Below are 15110 nucleotides of genomic sequence, written 5' to 3' on the forward strand. Positions count from 1 at the left end.
ATCATTGCTTTTGAAATCGCTTTCTTTTACATCAACTTTGGTTACGTTTGATCTTTCATACTTTGTGTAACACCACCGATATTTTAAATCCATAAATCAATCATATACTCAAATCATGAAGTCAATCATTGTAAATTTTAAACTTTTAGCCCTCGGACTAATCATTTTTGGCGTGAGTGCCTGCTCTGGTTCACAGGAAAGCGAGTCTGATACGGCCAGCGAGCAAACCACAGATGAAGTAGGAGGGGTGAAAAAAGTAGGGAGTGTGGTAGCTGGTTATCTCAAACTCAAAGATGCTTTGGTAGCTTCTAATCCTGAAGAGGCCAAAGAGTATGCGGTAGCTACGCTGGAAGTGGTAGATGCCGTTGCCATGCCAGAGGTACAGCAGTCAGTTAAAGAAATAGCCGCCACTACCGATATTGAGGAGCAGCGCAGGGTTTTTGAAAACTTCTCAATACACCTTTATAGAAACCTGAAAGCTTCTAATGTCATAGAGCAGACACTTTATAAGCAGTACTGTCCTATGGCTTTTGATGATCAGGGAGCGTATTGGCTGAGTGCACAGGAAGAAATTCGTAATCCTTACTTTGGTGATCGTATGCTGAAATGCGGAAGAGTAGAAGAAGAACTGTCTGTTGATAACTGATCACTCTGCCGATATTTTCAATTGACCTCTCACTAATGATGAGAGGTCTTTATTCTTTTGAAAATAAACTATTTCTACATATACCAGCCTAAAGCCTAAACATGAGTCCCCATTCCACCTGTTCAGCTCTTCCGAGGTAAACCTTCAATCCACCACTTACAGCAATCTTGGGATGGACATAGATTCGTAAACTATACCTTTGAAAAAAATCTCTATACAAGTCATTGTACGGACGGTATACATAATAGCCTAATTGAGTGACGAAAGATATTTTATTGATCATCAGTTCATGCCCTCCTGTAATCGCCACACTTTTATGGTCAATGTTTTCCTCAGGTTTTCTCTGTGCAATCCAATCTTTCATAGCAATATCGTAGCAAGCATCTACCCCAAAATTTAAAGTGCTAATGTGAGAAATTGGTTTATTAATATGTATTCCCAAATTATAAGAGGGTAAAACAGAACTTCCCAAGCCTAGTTCTTTAAAACTTATACTGGGTAAGATAGTGAGGTAGGGCTTCTTTTGTACAAACTCTATTTTGTCCCATTGGTGATATGTCGTATTAGCTCTTGATTTAAGATCGTGATTAATAAAAATTCCCCCCTGAATCAAATTAATACCTGAGTTGGGCTTTTTAAAACCTCCGTTAGAATAGTGCTCAAGGTGAACAAACAATCCGCTGGAGAGAGCCTCATTAATTTTGATTTGATACTTCAGCGCAGCATTTAAGGAGAAGGATAGATGGGAGCCTAAAACTACATTTTCAGTGTTTTTTGTGCTATGGTAGGGATTGGTATGATAAGCCAAACCGATACCAACATGAGCTAAAACACTAGAGATTTCACCCCTATGCATATACAATTGCATAAAAGGCATCAAACCCAGGGATCTTCCAAGTATTGGGTTACGATAATCCTGATAGCTAAAGCTAATCCCAATATCTGGATAAGCATATAATTTTTGCCAGTGATTTTTTCCGTTTGTATGTAACATATAGCTTGCTCTAAAGCCTTGGGGGTGACTTTTGACCAGATGCCCCATACGCTCGTTATTCCTGATGATCATACCCTGATAGAGAGAAATTTCCAGAGCAGAAGTATATGGGGTATCATATTCGTTTACCGATGTTTGTGACTTAACCGGAAAAGGAAAATTTAGCAATATGACAAATACAATAAGAAAAGAAAAGGCGTATAATCTCATAACTCCCTGAAGCCTAAATCATTGATTCTGCTAATGTAGCTATTTGTTTATGAAGTTAAGATCAAGATTTCTTTACAAAATTACAATACCAATTTACTTACGTTCATCATATATTATCATGCTTTTAAGACAGGGCTGCTACTTTCAAAGAATGATATTGAAGAGGTTTTTATACTATTTGCATCAAGTGTAAAACCTCTTTACAAACCTTATAATGTTGTATTTTCAGCCTAACATTTCATTAAAATTAACAGGGCTACACCTCAGACCGAATGGATAATAATTACTATCAGGCAAAAACATGTAATATTTATAATTATAAATACTTAATATATTAGTAATATTTGTTTAACTTAATCAGGTATAATCCTCTGTATTTTTACAGCATTAAATAAAAGTATATTGAAGTTAAAAGACGTGCCATATTGTTTTTTTGAAAAAATAGAACCTCATAAAGCCATATTAATTAAGCTTTGTTTGCAGGATAGCAAGTATGAAGTTTTAACATTTTTCAGAGAGTATGAGTATCTTAATACGGATAACAGAAAACCTAATTTTTACTTATCCGATTTACAAAAATGTACTCAGGAAACCATTTTGCTCAAAGAGGTGAGTTATAATGATTTTTTGCAGGTCTTACAAAAGATGAATTTCAAAGAAAGTTCAAAAGAACGTTTTGAAGTAATAGCTTCGTTTACAGAATAGTTGATTTCATCTTTTTACCTTATTTTAAACCTTACACTAAAGGTCAGTATTCAGATTTCTTTTCCTACTTTAAGCATCAGACTTAAATTGATATCCCCATTAAGATAAGGCTGCATCATAGCTTTCAGGCCCAGTAAAAAACCATTTTTGAGACTGAACTCATTTTCTACGATGGCACTCATTCCCAGGCTAACTTTATGTTCTTCTCTATCACTGTCAATATTATCATATACATAAATTAAAGAAGCGCCAGTGCCAATTTTCAGGTTGTAAATTTTATCATTTCTGAAAGGTGATGCAAAGACATTGGCATCCAGATGTGTAAGAAAGCTTGGGTTAAATTCTCTTTCTCTGTATGTTACATGAGTTGGATCATTTGTAGGTTGAGGAACCATTCTAGAATAAAAATCTCCATAGCCTACTCCCAGTAAAATAGAATTGCTGAGAATCCTGTTCCATTTTCTGGAGACTTCTCCTTCTAATTTTCCAACCAACTTATCACCAGTGCCTAAGTTGGATGCTCCAAAGCCTAATTTGAAATCCATACTGGATTGAGCATAGGCAGTTACTGAAGTAACACTGATGAGTAGTATTATGATTATTTTTCGCATAATAGTTTTTCCTAAACTCATCAAGAATCCTTCCATGTGAAGTTCTTGTAAAAGTAAATTTGGCAAATTGAGTACTTACACTTTAGTATAGTTTTATCAGGCTGTTTTATGAAGCTTTAAATGTCAGTTCATTGACACTATCTGGAAATTTTGCTCTATCTCAATTTATGTCAAAACTACTTACTAACAGAAGCCGTACATTGTAAAAAGCAAAACCCCATAAGAAATGGCAAAAGGTATTTTATATGGAATTTCATTGTTGTTAGCCATGAGCGCATGCGTACAATCGGAAAGCAGCGCTTCAGCCAACAATGCTTCACTTACAGTGTTAGAAACAATAAACGATAATATGGAAATAGCAACTTTTGGAAACGGATGCTTCTGGTGTACAGAAGCTATATTTCAAAACTTAAATGGAGTAGAAAAAGCAGTCTCAGGATATTCTGGTGGACATGTGGAGAATCCGACGTATAAACAGGTTTGTACCGGCACTACCGGTCATGCAGAAGTAATACAGATTACCTACGATCCTTCTATCATAACTTATGATGAGCTTTTGGAGGTATTCTGGAAAACACATGATCCTACTACCCCTAACCGGCAGGGCAATGATGTGGGACCACAATACCGCTCAGCGGTTTTCTACCATAATGAAGAGCAAAAAGAGAAAGCAGAAAAGTATAAAAAGGAGTTAAACGAAGCTGGTGCTTATGACAATCCGATTGTCACTGAAATTACTGCTTTTGAGAAGTTTTATCCGGCAGAAGATTATCATCAGAATTATTATAATCTGAATGGTAGTCAGCCTTACTGCTCCTTTGTGATTCGTCCTAAGGTGGAGAAATTTGAAAAAGTCTTTAAAGACAAACTCAAGAAAGTAAATAATTAGAATTGAGTAGTAGAAAAAGCAAAAGCCACTGGCTAATCTTAGTCAGTGGCTTTTTTATTGTTGAACAAAGTTAATCTTAATCTATTCAGGTACTTCTTCAGCCATCAGGCGGATACGAATACCGTCCATCTCTTCTGTGATGGGCATCTGACAGGCCAGCCGACTACTATCACTGACCACCGGAAGGGTATCCAGCATATCCATTTCGGCATCATTGGCTTCTTCGTTGTAAGTATTGTCCAGTACTTCAATATGACAAGAAGCACAAAGCGCCATACCCCCACAAGTAGCAGCAACCGGGTAATCGGATGCTTTAAGAATTTCCATTAGGCTCAATGCCATATCAGTGGGGGCTTCAATAGTATTAAATTTTCCCTCAGCTTCTTCAATGTGAATTTTGATATCCATATTTTAAAAACTTTGAATTCCGTTTACTGTAGTATATTTCAGACTGGCTTTCTTACCTCCACTAACTACTCTGTAAGCACTTTGTGCCATGAGGGCAGCTTCGTGGAAACCACTTAATATTAGTTTTAGCTTACCCGGATATTGGTTGATATCACCGATAGCGTAAACGCCAGGTACATTAGTAGAATAATCTTCTAAGTTAACATTGATGGCATTACGATCCAGGTTAAGTTTCCAGTTGGCGATAGGTCCCAACTTAGGGCTTAGCCCAAAAAGTGGAACAAAGTAATCACTGGCTACCAGTTCGGCTTTACCTTCTTTGTCTGTGATCAGACACTCTTTAAGGACTCCATTACCATTAAGCGCAGTGACCTGGCTGTTCAGTTTCAGATTAAGCTTACCTTCTTCTGCCAGTTTCAACACTTTCTCAGCGGAGTCGGGAGCACCTCTAAAGCTGCTGCCACGGTGGACAAGCGTCAGTTCCTCCACCAGGTCAGCCAGATAGATCGTCCAGTCCAGCGCAGAGTCTCCTCCACCGGCGACTACTACTTTTTTATTGGTATATTTTTCAGGATTACGTACCATGTAGTCAATACCTTTTCCCTCATAGTTCTCCAGGTTTTCCAGAGCGGGCTTACGAGGTTCAAAACAACCTAAACCTCCGGCAATCACAACTGCTTTGGCATGACATTGTGTACCTTCATTGGTTTCCAGGATAAATGACTCATCTTCCTGTCTCTCAATTTTTTCTACCTTCTCTCCGAGCGTGAAGGTAGGATTAAAAGGTTCTATCTGCTTTGCCAGATTATCTACCAGCTCCTGAGCTAACACCACCGGGTATCCGGGTATATCATAGATCGGCTTCTTAGGGTAAATTTCGGATAACTGACCACCAATCTGAGGTAAGACGTCCATCACATGACATCGCATTTTGAGCAATCCAGCTTCAAAGACGGCAAATAAACCAACAGGTCCGGCTCCAATAATGCAAAGGTCTGTGTGTATCATATTTTTAAGTTTTTATGAGTAAACGAAGTAAGCAATAAAATAGTTGTTATACTAATTATTTGTATACGACTTAATTACATAAATTTTTTTAAGGCTTTAAGTTATCGTAGATAGTATTCAATATTCTGACAAACTGTTTAAAGTCATCTCCAGTAAGATGTTGCCAGGCGTGCATACGAATTTTTCTTACCTCGGGTAGCATTTTAGCTACCGTTTCCTGACCTAATGCTGTTAAACATACATTGACTCTTCGCCTGTCTGTTTCATCATGCTGCCGTAGAATGAGCTCCTTCTGACTTAATAAATCAAGAATCCTGGTAAGGGTAGGGGTATCTTTATGAATCAGCTGAGCGAGACCCACCTGGTTCAATTCCTTGTGCTCTGCCAGTATTTTGAGTACTGCCCACTGGTCAACTGTAACCTCAAAGCCTAAAGCTCTAAACTGCTGTTTAGCATACTGCTTTATCTTCTTATTGGTCTTCTCCAAGAGAAAAGAGTAGTTGCTGTAAATGTCATCTTCGGGTATAGCCATAGCGGCTAAAATAGACTTTTGAGCTGACTAAATAAAATGTGGGGAATATTTGGGGAATTTACTCCCCGGTACACGGGGAATATGTTAGACAGTAGTGTGGAAAATAAGATGATTCTATACCCTCATCCATACTGGCATGGTATTGTTACTTGTATCTGTGTATTCGATTATTTTTTAAACTAAGATTGATATAAATTTTTTAAACTTTACGTGGGGTTACATAAGCGTGAGGGCTGTACTACAGCCCTTTTGCTTTTTGTACCTATTATAGAAAACACGATTTACCCATCATTGTTTTTCCATTCCTTTTTTTATTTTCTTGTCTACGGTATCTTGTTCTTTTGCACTGGTAGGTTCGAGGGGTTCCTGTTCTTCTGTTTCAGTAGGCTGGTAACTTAATGAAAAATAAACAGGAAAATGGTCTGAACCTATATAAGGTAATACCTCTAAAGCATTAAGTTGGAAAGCTTCGGTATGAAACACATGGTCCAGTGACCAACGCATCATAGGTAATTCTGCATTAAAAGTATTATAAAAGCCTCTGCCAATCCGGGGATCAAGCATCTGGCTTGATTTGAGGAACAGACGGGTGGTATAAGACCAGGCCACATCATTGAGGTCACCCATCAGGATAGCAGGTTCCTTGTTTTTCTTTACCAACTCTCCGGCAAGCAAAAGCTCAGCATCTCTCTTGGTACTGCTTTCGCTTTCGGGAGGTACTGGCGGCTTGGGGTGTAGACAGTAAAGCCTTACAAGATGGCCGGAGCGTAGTTTGGCATAAGCATGAATAGAAGGTATGCTGTCTTCCATCATATATCTGACCTCCGTATCTTCAAGTGACAGTTGAGAGTACAAGATCATACCGTAGGTATTGTCTAGCGGTTTGCTTACGATATGGGGATAATCGTTCTTTAAAGTATCCATCTTATCAGCCCACCACTCATCAGTTTCCAGTAGCAGCACCATGTCAGGATTTTTCTGCTCAATGAGTTTGAGCAGCGTCTGATACTCCTGGTTTTTCATATATACATTGGAAACAATAGCGCTGAGATTGGTAGTTGTATCCTGACCCTGGGCTAAATCCGTTTGTATCCCGGAAAAGATAGTGTAGGGAAATATGCGAAAAACCTGGTAGAAAAAAGATGCGCTCAGCAGGATAACCATGATCATATTCAGACCTTTGGGAAACCAGAAAAAAAAGAGCCACAAAACGATCAATAAGATAATGATTATACTGATCTGGATTCTTGGGAACACAAATATTTGTACCCACCATGTATCCATCGGAAGCAGGGGAAGTAATGTTCCAATGATAGAGAATACACTTAAGGCAATCAGAATCGCTTTAAAGATTCGCATGGATAAAAAGTACTAATGATCAGGTTAAAAAATATGAATGTATCTAGGTGATAAATGCCATACAGCCATCAATTGTTTGACTTCTGTGTAAAATTATAGCAGCTGCTTTTAAATTAATAGGAATAACCCTTTCAAGAAAGAATGAAGTCCCGGACAAACTCTTCAAATTTATTCGGGACTTATAAACAAGATGATGCTTATCAAATACTAAGGACGTACCGGAGTGCCATCGGGCTTTCTTAATTGCGTCCAGTTGTAATCAAATTTGTCAGGGAATGGATATTTGAGCGCCAGCTCTTCATTTACATCTACTCCCAGCCCGGGTACTTCATTGATGTGCATATATCCATTCTTCATCTCCGGGCTGCCGGGGAAGATCTCCCTGAGCAAATCAGAGAAATTAACTGACTCCTGTATACCGAAGTTCCACACGGCCAGATCAATATGGGCGTTGGCAGCGTGACCTACCGGAGAGACATCCCCCGGACCATGCCAGGCCGTTTTAACATTAAACCATTCACCCAGTCTGGCCACTTTCATGGCCGGCGTAATCCCACCAATTTGAGATATATGAATCCTGATATAATCTATCAGACGGTCCTTCATAATGTCTACCCACTCATGCTGATTATTGAAAAGTTCGCCCATCGCGATAGGCACGGTGGTATGGTTGCGTAGGGTTTCAAAGTAGCCGATATTCTCCGGTGAAAAAGGGTCTTCAATGAAGAAAGGCCGGTACTCTTCTAATTGCTCTATCATGCGAATCGCCTCCATAGGTTGTACCCGCTCATGGATATCGTGCAGTAGTTCTACCACTTCACCACAGCTTTTGCGCACTTCAGCAAACATATCTACCACACTCTTGGTATAGGCCAGGGTATTCATCACATTATCTTCAGGAGTACCAAAACCGGCCGCTTTAAAGTCGGGTTGCTGATCCCTGTTAGCCCCTTCTCCATAGCCGCCTAATAGCTGTGCCGCCCCGTAGCCCCCCATTTGAATCCGCACATGGCGGAAGCCCTGGTCAATATAACTTTGTACACTTTCGGCTACCTCCTGGGGGCTACTGCCGCTGGCGTGGGCATAACAGTCTACCGCAAAGCGTAGCTTTCCGCCCAGCAACTGGTACACCGGCATACCGGCTCTTTTGCCTTTGATATCCCAGAGGGCCTGATCCAGTCCGCTCAGGGCATTGTTAAGCACCGGGCCATTGCGCCAGTAGGAGCTTACATAGGCCGTCTGCCAGATGTCTTCAATGTTGTCTACGTCTTTGCCCTGGCAGAAGTCGTTCAGGTAGTCATCCACTGCCGAGACCACCGCATGGCCTCGCTGCCTGAAGGTGGCGCAGCCTACACCGTAGAGGCCGGGTTCGGAGGTTTCTACCTTGACTACGATCAGTTCAATACCGTGAGGGCAGGTAGGTATTGCTTTTACTTTGGTGATCTTAACGGGAGGCAAGCCGTTTTTGTAGTTAGGCGTAGCTTGTACTGTGGCAGTGGGTAGTGCAGTTCCCATCAGCCCTGCGGACAGTCCCATGCCCATGTTCTTGAGCAGATTTCTTCGGTTCATGTAGTAGTAGGTTATTGTCAGAAAAACGTTTCCCTGTAAGTTAAAGAAAAATGGGGAAATCTCAGGGCAGGAAAAGATGAGCTGTTTGTATTCCCATTAAAGGGTAAAAGCTTAATGGGATTGATTATTATAATCAAGTGAAAATACAGTTTGCATATACTTTATTATTTGCTGAATTATTTAAAATTGCAAGAGTTTACTGCTGGTAGACTGGAGATTCAAAGGCCGCGACGGCAGATTTGATGTTCATTCATTGTCGGTTAAAGGCCACGACAGCGGACGCGGACCTGAAACAAGACCGTTTACGCGCTGCGCCTGGGGATTTCGTGCCAAACCGAAGTCGGTTAAGGGCTGCGGCGGCGGTCGTGGGGGTAAAACGAAGTCGTTTATGCTCCGCGCCTGGGAATTTCATGTTCAAACGATGTCGTTTACAGGTGGCGACTATGGTCGTGCGTAAGAAACGTGTATGGTTTTGCATTGCGCCCAAAGTTTTCATGCTTATCCGATTTTTGCATAGGTTGCAGTAATGGATTAGGTAGTATGTGAACCAATATTGAAAGTTGAGAGAAGAGCGTTATTAACGTATAGAACTCATCCTGGAGGTATTCCGGTGTGGAGTACTTATCCGCATTCAAAGTCTTTGGTTACAAGGGTGTAGAAGATTCCTCTTTTTTTTGGAAGATGGGTGCTACGGAACGCAGGTTTCGTATAGTTAACGCCTAAAATTACGCTTACCGGGTCTTCCCAACTGGGTCTTCCTGACTGGGTCTTCCTGACCGGGTTTTGTCTGGCGACCTCAAGATTACTCATATTCATTAGGATAGTCTAGCATAAAGGCCTAATGGAATGCGCAGGGTTGGGAATAACTTATTCTTACTATTGACCTTACTTTACCGTCAACTGAATGTCTTCAAAAGTTACTTTGCCTTCTGTTCCTGCCATGAGGCGGAGGAATAAAACGATGAAAGTAGTTTTTCTGCTGTAGCAGGGGATGGTGAGTTCTTCTATATAGTCATTTAATTGCCCCGCAACCGGAGCATCCGTGGTAGTCAGATATAGATATTCTTCACTCTGTGCTCCGTTTCTACCTGCCGGAGCATGGAAGGCCCTGATAGAAATAGCTGCACCCGTTCCGATGAGCTGCTCGGAATTCATCTTTACGCTTAGTGTAACATCTGTACATTCGGGAATATTGGGATTGTCAATCCTCCTGAACCATCTGCCACTTTCGTCCGTAGTGCTTCCCGAACTTAGCTCAAGGGTAATTGCTTCTCCTTCCAGATTGTCTGTCGCACTACTTGTTCCTATATAATTTCCGTCCTGAGCATCAAATACCCAGGAGGTATCCGCTGCTGTATACTGATAAAAAACACTATCATTCACCCAGTCTCTTTCATAATCAATGCATTGATCCAGAGCAGCCATCCTATCAATGAGTTCACTGATATAGTAATCCTTCTTTTCCTCTTCTGTTTCATCATAAATTCCCCAGACATTGGTAGTAGAATTCATGAGGGAGAGGGGAGAACCATCACAGAGTCTGCTTTCATCATGTCCGCGATTAAAAAAAGCATGCCCTATCTCGTGAAAGAAGAAGTTCTCTCTTTCAGTCTCGCTACGTGCTTCCCAATTACAAGAAGCTGAGGTTGAGATCTCAATTCTTCTTATGCCGGTACCTCTGTAGTTTGAATATCCATAGCCACAGTAAGTTTGTCCTCCTACTTTCAGCTCATCCATATAGGCTGTTTCTACACCGGATAAGTCAAAATCATAGCCCCTCAGGCGGGCTTCTTCTTCAAAGCGTTCAAGATAGGTATCAAGGTCAGGTAAGGAAGGTTCTTCACTATCTTCCTGACAAGCCAGCATGAGCAGGCTTAAAAGAGAGAAAATGCATATTACTGTATTACTGTGCGTGTACCAGGACCTGGTGGAGAGGCTTTGTGGCCAGAGGTTTATCAACTTACCCATAGGTTGCTTTAGTATGTTTGCAGGAAGCTTGTTTTCATAATATACCTTTATTTGAAAAGCTTAACAAACCATAAAGCAGGATTGGGTATAAAGACCCTACCACTTTACATTTCCCGGTACTTGCTAATGCAAAAGAAATGACGTGCCAGCATTACCTATTTCCCCAACATTGGAAAAAGCTGCCTGATCATGGCCTCAGTGGGTTGGGTACCGTACTCACAGACTTCAAATGCTTCAGCATGGCTTACCTGCTCGGCTCTTTCCTTTCCGTACCAGCGTACCAATGCTTTTCGCATGCTGGGCGTAATTCTGGTGGTACGAGATGCCTTCAGCCAGGCCTCACGCTGTGCCGGATCATCAGGAACTTCCTGTCGGCCATAAATCCAGGGTAGCCATTCATAAAACTGTGACTCATGGGCATCCAGGGCATGAACCTTCTGGTCAAACACCTCATCTATTGCCACGACGATGTCCGGCTGAAAGGGGTAGGGCTTATCAAATCCATCCTGTAAGTACATGAATACCGGGTTCTTTTCCAGAGGAGGCGTATCCGGACAGATGTTAGGCACAGTTACCATAAAGGCGGCATCCTGCACCAGCACGCCAGTATAGCGGTGGTCAGGGTGGTAGTCATTGGTACGGTGGGAGATCACCAGGTCGGCATCCCACTTTCTGATCTCCCGGATGATCTGCTTACGTACATCCAGGCTGGGTACCAGTTCCCCATCATGATTGTCCAGGACTACATAAGCGTCTATATCCATGCGCTTGGCCGATTCACGGGCTTCCTGCATACGTCGGATAGCCAGCGCGCCACCACCTTCGGTCTGGTGACCGGCATCGCCATTAGTAACAGCTACAAACTTTACGTCATGCCCCATCTTGGCCCAGAGAATGGCAGTACCTCCCGCTTTGATATCGGCATCATCGGGGTGTCCACCGATCACTACCACACGTAGTATATCAGATTGCGCCCATAGCTGACTTGTAGAGCAGATGAAGAGTAGATAGATTAAGGAAACTAGCTTTTGCATGTTATTATAAGGTTGAACATTTAAATATAAAGGCTTTGACACAATTTACTAGTGAATAAGTTATATTGTGTAGATGTTCATTAAGAAAAACCTTAAGAGATGTATATGAGGTGTCTTTGCGTTCTAATCTTTTTATATTGCTTAAGTATTATGAAAGTATTTGCACAGGCAGAGTGGGATTTATTATTTAAAGGGGATTATGATGAGGCGATAGAAGCTTATAATTACCACTTTCAGAATAAAGAATACAAGAAAGCGCTCCCATATTTGGAGTGGATGCTTAGCGAACATCCGGATGCCAATGCTGCGCAGTATACGATGGGTATTGAATTGTATGAAAAGCTAGCAGAAGAAGAAACAAATACTGAAAAAGCTTTTGGCTACGTGCAGTCAGCTCTTAATCTATACGATCAGCGGCTTGAATATTTTGGAGATACGATAAACACACTCAACAGAAAGTTTAATACTGCCTTTAAGCTCCTATATAAAGATAGTAGCAGATATGAATATCTTTACTCATTAAATAATGATGTTTTGGAACGTACAGAGATGCAGTATGCTTATTACAACTTTATGCCCTATGCAATCATCCTTCAGAGTCTAAGCAAAAATGAGGATGTTTTGAAAATTGAAGAAGTCCAAGCTGAACTGCAAAAGTTAGCTAATATTACTGCTTATCATTCACTGTCAAAAGAGAATACTCCTTACGAGAGAGCTTTTCAAAAAGTAAAAATGATACTTAAAGAAGCACAACTACATTAATCATTCGTCATTATTCACCAATCATTCCTCATCCATCATTCGTTAAAACTCATACTGATCCAGAAAGGCTTTGATCTCATGCTGGGTAGGTGCTGAGGGTTGCGCGCCCAGCTTGGTAGTAGATAGGGCAGCTGCGGCATTAGCATATTTGATAGCCTCTGCTAACTTCTTGTTCTGCACAAGTTGGGAGGCCAGCACACCACAAAACACATCTCCGGCAGCGGTAGTATCCACCGGCTTCACCGGATAAGCTTCCACCATCTTTTGTTCTCTTTTGGTCATGTAGAAGACCCCACGGGAGCCCAGGGTGATGACGACCATTTCCGGCCCCATTTCCAGCAGTCTTTTAGCTGCTTCTGTTACCTGCTCGGGCGTTTCTACCGGCAGGCCACTGATCATTGCCGCCTCAGTTTCATTAACAGTCAGGTTGAAAAGCGGTTTCAGGTGTTTTCTTTCCAGAGGACGGGCGGGGGCAGGATTGAGCATAACCTTTTTACCCAGGCTGGCCGCCAGATCAATGACGTATTCTACCGTTTCAAAAGGAATTTCCAGTTGGAGAAGGATAAGCTCCGCCCTGGATAGCAGTATTCTGCATTCGTCAATGTAAGCCGGACTTAGTTTATAATTGGCTCCGGGAGCTACGGCAATGCTGTTTTCTCCCTGCTGGTCTACCCAGATCAGGGCAGTGCCGGTAGGGGTGTTTTTATTCTCTAGTATGTAATCGGTATTGATGCCGCTACGTTTAAAATCCTGTAGCATATTTTGTCCAAAAGCGTCATCCCCCAGGGAAGAAATGAAGCTTACTTCAGCTCCTGCCCGGGCAGCAGCTACTGCCTGATTGGCTCCCTTGCCTCCGTGTGCCTGGCTGAACTCGGCGTCTCCTACCGTTTCCCCCGGTTTAGGCAGGTGACTGAGTTTGGCAATTAAATCTATGTTGGAACTGCCGACTACGACAACTTGCTTGCCCATATAATTTCATCTTTAGGTTGTGAGATGGTAGCAAAATAAGAAAATCGTATCAATCATTTAGTCCATTCGTGAGTTTATTGCTTAATTGCATGTCATGTCAGAAGTATTGCAGGGAAATATAGCCACATACATCCTCAAGCAGTCGGGAGTATTGCTGCTGGGGGTACTGCTGATGGCTTCTTTCATGCTGATAGATGTATACTTTATCAGTCAGCTGGGAAGTGAGGCACTAACGGCCATCAGTTATGCCACTCCGGTCATGACTTTGCTGGTGAGTATGCTGCTTGGAGTAGGAGCAGGCATGGTAGTGGTGGTGTCCAATGCGGTTGGAAGAAACAAAGCCGATCAGCTACATTCACTAATCATCAGTTGTTTGACCTTTGCGCTTAGCTTTGGGTTATTGATGTGGGGCGTACTTGTCTTAGGGGATCGCTTTCTTTTTGAGCAATTAGGAGCTAGAAAAGAAGTACTCACACTGCTATTGGAGTATTTTGAGGTACTGATTCCCGGTATGTTTTTCCTATGCCTGCTTGTAGCCGTAACCAGCCTCGCCCGCGCCCTGGGTAATCATAAACTGCTGACCTATACCATGCTGCTGCTGGTTTCCATCAATGCCCTGCTTGATCCACTGTTGATTTTTGGTTATCTGGGTTTTCCTGAACTGGGTATTGCCGGAGCGGCCTGGGCTACCAGCATTGCGATCTTTATTAGTATGTGGCTTCCACTTCCTTACCTGTGGAAGACTCTGAAAGTAGATAATAACATCAACTGGAAGAAGGTACAGGCTTTTCGCTGGAGGCCAGTAGTGGTCATGGCTTTTCCTATCGCGCTTACCAATGTTATGGTGCCCCTGGGCAATACACTTTTTGTCAAATTACTGAGCCATTTCGGGAATGCGGCAGTGTCAGCTTATGGCGCTGGCTCACGGATAGATATGCTGGTGGTGCTTTCATTTACCTCCTTAACAGCGGTGCTGGCTCCCTTTATCGGGCAGAACCTGGGTGCGGAAAAGACACAAAGAGCTCATAAGGGCTTGCAATACGGTATTACCTATGCTTTTGTGCTGGGCCTGATCGCAGCCGGGCTCATTAGCCTTTTTAAAGAGAATATCAGTAATATTTTCGCTACTGACCCTGCTACCTTCAGGGCATTGAATAATTACCTGGCTATAGTTCCCTGGGGCTATGCAGTCAATGGCTTTGTCATGATCAGCCTGACGGTACTCAATGTTTATCAGCGTCCTTGGTGGGCTACTGCGTTGGGGTTAAGCCATTTGTTTATATTTTACCTGCCCATTGCTTATGCCGCGGTATTAATGGATAGCTTTGATGCTATCCTTTCTGCCTATCCGGTATCCCATTTACTGGCTACCATATTGTCCTACATTCTGGTCAACAAAGTGAGCGCAGTTAAAATGTTGGAGGTAGAAGTTTCCGGGTAAAGGTA

Annotated in this window: 16 protein-coding genes; 5 read left to right on the top strand and 11 right to left on the bottom strand. The window is 42.1% G+C overall.

Features of this window, described 5'->3' with window-relative positions; genetic code table 11:
* Positions 1–115: 115 nt before the first annotated feature.
* Positions 116–646: a DUF3347 domain-containing protein gene (locus WJR50_RS03540; RefSeq protein ID WP_341291848.1), complete on the top strand. Its 531-nt coding sequence runs from the start codon at positions 116–118 to the stop codon at positions 644–646.
* 88 nt (positions 647–734) lie between these two features.
* Here the strand turns inward: WJR50_RS03540 and WJR50_RS03545 are convergent, their stop codons facing one another.
* Complete coding sequence (locus tag WJR50_RS03545) at positions 735–1850, bottom strand: acyloxyacyl hydrolase (RefSeq protein ID WP_341291849.1); 1116 nt, start codon at positions 1848–1850, stop codon at positions 735–737.
* A gap of 402 nt (positions 1851–2252) precedes the next feature.
* On the opposite strand from WJR50_RS03545, the gene WJR50_RS03550 reads away from it, so the two are divergent.
* Entirely contained in the window at positions 2253–2555 is a 303-nt protein-coding gene (locus WJR50_RS03550; RefSeq protein WP_341291850.1) for a hypothetical protein, read from the top strand.
* Between the two features lie 50 nt (positions 2556–2605).
* Here the strand turns inward: WJR50_RS03550 and WJR50_RS03555 are convergent, their stop codons facing one another.
* A complete protein-coding gene (locus tag WJR50_RS03555) occupies positions 2606–3166 on the bottom strand; it encodes a hypothetical protein (RefSeq protein ID WP_341291851.1) in 561 nt (186 codons plus the stop codon).
* A gap of 349 nt (positions 3167–3515) precedes the next feature.
* On the opposite strand from WJR50_RS03555, the gene msrA reads away from it, so the two are divergent.
* Positions 3516–4055: a peptide-methionine (S)-S-oxide reductase MsrA gene (gene msrA / locus WJR50_RS03560; RefSeq protein WP_445223451.1), complete on the top strand. Its 540-nt coding sequence runs from the start codon at positions 3516–3518 to the stop codon at positions 4053–4055.
* Positions 4056–4136: 81 nt separating this feature from the next.
* Here the strand turns inward: msrA and WJR50_RS03565 are convergent, their stop codons facing one another.
* The 8 genes from WJR50_RS03565 to WJR50_RS03600 form a co-directional block, all read right to left on the bottom strand.
* Positions 4137–4463, bottom strand: a complete 327-nt coding sequence (locus WJR50_RS03565; protein WP_341291853.1) for a 2Fe-2S iron-sulfur cluster-binding protein — start codon at positions 4461–4463, stop codon at positions 4137–4139.
* Positions 4464–4466: 3 nt separating this feature from the next.
* On the bottom strand, positions 4467–5471 hold the full coding sequence (locus WJR50_RS03570) for an NAD(P)/FAD-dependent oxidoreductase (protein WP_341291854.1): 1005 nt from the start codon (positions 5469–5471) through the stop codon (positions 4467–4469).
* 88 nt (positions 5472–5559) lie between these two features.
* Positions 5560–6003, bottom strand: a complete 444-nt coding sequence (locus tag WJR50_RS03575) for a MarR family winged helix-turn-helix transcriptional regulator (RefSeq protein ID WP_341291855.1) — start codon at positions 6001–6003, stop codon at positions 5560–5562.
* 288 nt (positions 6004–6291) lie between these two features.
* Entirely contained in the window at positions 6292–7362 is a 1071-nt protein-coding gene (locus tag WJR50_RS03580) for an endonuclease/exonuclease/phosphatase family protein (RefSeq protein ID WP_341291856.1), read from the bottom strand.
* Positions 7363–7569: 207 nt separating this feature from the next.
* On the bottom strand, positions 7570–8931 hold the full coding sequence (locus WJR50_RS03585; RefSeq protein WP_341291857.1) for an enolase C-terminal domain-like protein: 1362 nt from the start codon (positions 8929–8931) through the stop codon (positions 7570–7572).
* Positions 8932–9552: 621 nt separating this feature from the next.
* A complete protein-coding gene (locus WJR50_RS03590) occupies positions 9553–9741 on the bottom strand; it encodes a hypothetical protein (RefSeq protein ID WP_341291858.1) in 189 nt (62 codons plus the stop codon).
* Positions 9742–9816: 75 nt separating this feature from the next.
* Positions 9817–10899, bottom strand: a complete 1083-nt coding sequence (locus WJR50_RS03595; protein ID WP_341291859.1) for a hypothetical protein — start codon at positions 10897–10899, stop codon at positions 9817–9819.
* A gap of 155 nt (positions 10900–11054) precedes the next feature.
* Complete coding sequence (locus WJR50_RS03600) at positions 11055–11933, bottom strand: PIG-L deacetylase family protein (RefSeq protein WP_341291860.1); 879 nt, start codon at positions 11931–11933, stop codon at positions 11055–11057.
* Between the two features lie 150 nt (positions 11934–12083).
* Between WJR50_RS03600 and WJR50_RS03605 the strand changes: the two genes are divergently transcribed.
* The gene (locus WJR50_RS03605) at positions 12084–12695 is read left to right on the top strand and encodes a hypothetical protein (protein ID WP_341291861.1); all 612 of its coding nucleotides are present in this window, start codon (positions 12084–12086) and stop codon (positions 12693–12695) included.
* 42 nt (positions 12696–12737) lie between these two features.
* Here WJR50_RS03605 and rbsK read toward each other — a convergent pair whose 3' ends face one another.
* Positions 12738–13664 (bottom strand): ribokinase, encoded by a 927-nt coding sequence (gene rbsK / locus WJR50_RS03610; protein ID WP_341291862.1) that lies wholly within the window; start codon positions 13662–13664, stop codon positions 12738–12740.
* A gap of 94 nt (positions 13665–13758) precedes the next feature.
* Here rbsK and WJR50_RS03615 point away from each other — a divergent pair, with 94 nt between their 5' ends.
* On the top strand, positions 13759–15105 hold the full coding sequence (locus tag WJR50_RS03615) for an MATE family efflux transporter (protein WP_341291863.1): 1347 nt from the start codon (positions 13759–13761) through the stop codon (positions 15103–15105).
* Positions 15106–15110: the final 5 nt, after the last annotated feature.

It is taken from the genome of Catalinimonas locisalis, from assembly GCF_038039535.1.
In the GTDB taxonomy this organism is placed as follows: Bacteria; Bacteroidota; Bacteroidia; order Cytophagales; family Cyclobacteriaceae; genus Catalinimonas.